General features: G+C 71.7%; 2 protein-coding genes and 1 pseudogene. All 3 read left to right on the forward strand.

Features of this window, described 5'->3' with window-relative positions; genetic code table 11:
• Positions 1-193, forward strand: a pseudogene (locus AMK24_RS32490) (Tn3 family transposase); the annotation flags it as partial.
• 55 nt (positions 194-248) lie between these two features.
• On the forward strand, positions 249-578 hold the full coding sequence (locus AMK24_RS32965) for an ATP-binding protein (RefSeq protein WP_242435354.1): 330 nt from the start codon (positions 249-251) through the stop codon (positions 576-578).
• A 95-nt stretch (positions 579-673) separates the two neighbouring features.
• Positions 674-2,509: hypothetical protein (locus tag AMK24_RS32500; RefSeq protein WP_073772460.1), on the forward strand; the 1,836-nt coding region annotated here is incomplete at its 3' end.

The following is a 2,509-nucleotide window of genomic DNA, read 5'->3' on the forward strand; positions in this document are numbered from 1 at the left end:
GCTGAACCTCGACGGCGGGGTGAAGCCGGAGATGGTCGCGACCGACAACGCCTCGTACTCCGACATGGCCTTCGGCCTGTACAAGATGCTCGGCTTCCGCTTCGCCCCGCGCTTCCGCGACCTCGCCGATCAGAGGTTCTGGCGGGCCAACCTGCCCGGCGAGGAGGCGCCGACCGCCGGGTACGGGCCGCTGGAACGGGCGCAAGCACAACGCGGGCGCCCTGTTCGGTTCGCCCGATGCGGACGACATCGGCCCCAACAGCGAAGCGGGCCGGGTCCTGCGGGGCCTGATCCGCAGGAAGTTCCTCTTCCGGCACACGGACGAGGACCTGGCGCGCCGGGGGCTGGCGTTCCTGGGCTGCAACCCCGACGACAAGGAGCTCTTGGAGACCGTCACCACCCGCCTGTCGCCCAGCGGCCCGGACATGAGCGACCAGGAGCGTGAAGCGCTGGCCGGGGGGTGCCTGCACCGCGATCTGGCCGGGCGGATCGGCACCATGCAGATCATGGTGCCGGCGGACGAGGCCGTCGCGAAGCACATCTACTCGCAGCCGATCCAGAGCGCGGGCGCGGCATGAACCGGCCGGACAGGGTGGCTGCGGCCGGGCGGGCGGGCGCCGTGTGGCCCCGGATACGGTGCAGGAGCGCACGGTGGCTGCGTCCGGGCCGCGCCATGGTCGCCGGGCTGCTGCTGCTCGCCCTCTCCTTCGCCTTGGCGCTGACGCTGTCGGCCGTGACGGCGAACGCCGCTCCCCCGCCCGCCCCGACGCCGTCGGCGGGCCCCACCCTGCCGGGGCCGGAGAACCCGCTCGACCCGGCGCCGCTGATCCCCGATCCGGACCCCTCGGCCGACCCGGCGGACTCGCCGCTGGTGCAGGACAGCATCGAGGAGAGCCGGAAGGAGGAGGCGAAGGCGCGGGCCGAGTTCGAGAAGAAGGTTCAGGAGTACAAGAAGGACCGGGCGCAGCAGGGGGGCGTGCTGTCGGCGTTCGAGGTCACCGACCGCGACGGGAACCCGGTCAGCTCCTACCGCATCTACGCCGACACCGGGGACTGGAGCGACTGGGATCTCAGCGCGGCCAAGTTCGCCGTGGAGATGCTCTTCCTCGGCAACAAGTGGCTGGTCTGCTTTGCCTGCTTCCTGATCAGCTGGAGCCTGTCCTTCTCGCTGGCCCACCTCCTCCTCAAGCCGGTACTGACCGTCTCCAACTCCCTCTACAGCGGCGCCATCGTCCAGATGGGTCTGCCGCTGCTGTTCCTCACGTTCACGCTGGTCGTCGCGGCGGGGCACCTGCTGTTCGGCAGTCGGGTGCGCGGCTGGGGGGAGATGGCGGCCGGGCTGGTGCTCTCCGCGCTCGCGATCGGCGCGCTGGCCTCGCCCCCGCAGCTCCTGCTCGGCCCGGACACGGGGGCGGTCGCCACCGTGAAGGCGATCGCGCTGGAGACCGCCGCTCTGGTCCTGGACGGCGAAGCGGTCGATTCGCAGGGGCGCACCACCACGGACGCCGGCTGGGAGAAGGCCCCGACGGGGGACACCGTCGGGGCGCAGGTGCGGGATCGGGCGACCGCGATGGCCCGGCCGGTCACCGACGCCCTGGTCGACGCGTTCGTCGTCCGGCCCGCGATGTACCTGTCCTACGGGCGGACGTTCGAGAACCCGGCCAAGGGCGGGGGCTCGCAGTGCGGCACGATGTTCCGCGACTCGCGGATCGAGCAGGCCGTCTTCGACCGGGAGATGGACGAGAAGCTCGTCTCCGACAACAAGCTGCTGGAGAAGGTGCCGCTCATCGGCGGAACCCTCAGCGACCTCAGCGCCGGGGTGAGCGCCCCGGGCGATGCGGTGTTGAAGGAGCGGGCGGCGCAGAAGGGGCCGCTGGCCCAGTTCGAGAAGAAGTGCGTCAAGAACGCGGCCTCGGCGAAGAAAGCGTCGCCGGACAAGGTCGGCGGCGCCTTCTTCATGCTGATCGCCACGTTCCTGACCTGCGCCTTTATCATCGTCCTCGTCTGCGGCTTCCTGTTCGCCCAGGTACAGATCGCCATCGAAGCGGTTCTCGCGAAGGTCGCCCTGGCCTTCGGCGTGCTGCCCGGGCCGGGCCGCAGCTGGCTGTGGGACCGGGCTACGGCCATCGCCCGCGCCCTGGCCCTGATGCTCACCTCCGTGATCAGCCTCGCGGTGTTCATCGTCGTGGTGAACGCCGTGCTCGACGCCTCCGACCAAGAGCTGCCCGGCGGCCTCGCCGTGCGGTTCATCGTCCTGGACGCGATCTGCGTAGCCGCGTTCATCTACCGGCGGCGCCTCGCCCGCACCAGCCGCCGCCTCGCCACCCGCGCGCGGATCCGCGTCGGCACCAGCGCTCTCGGCGGGCCCTTCGCCCAGGCCCCGGCCGGCAAATCCGGAGCCGGTGTCGGCAGGGCCCTGCTGATCGGCGGCCTCACGATCGGCGCGATGGCCGCGACGGGTGGAGCCAGTGCCGCCGTCGCCTCGGGAGGGGTCGGCGGCGCCCGCGTG

Origin of the sequence: Streptomyces sp. CB02366 (assembly GCF_001905905.1) — a bacterium.
Classification (GTDB): domain Bacteria; phylum Actinomycetota; class Actinomycetes; order Streptomycetales; family Streptomycetaceae; genus Streptomyces.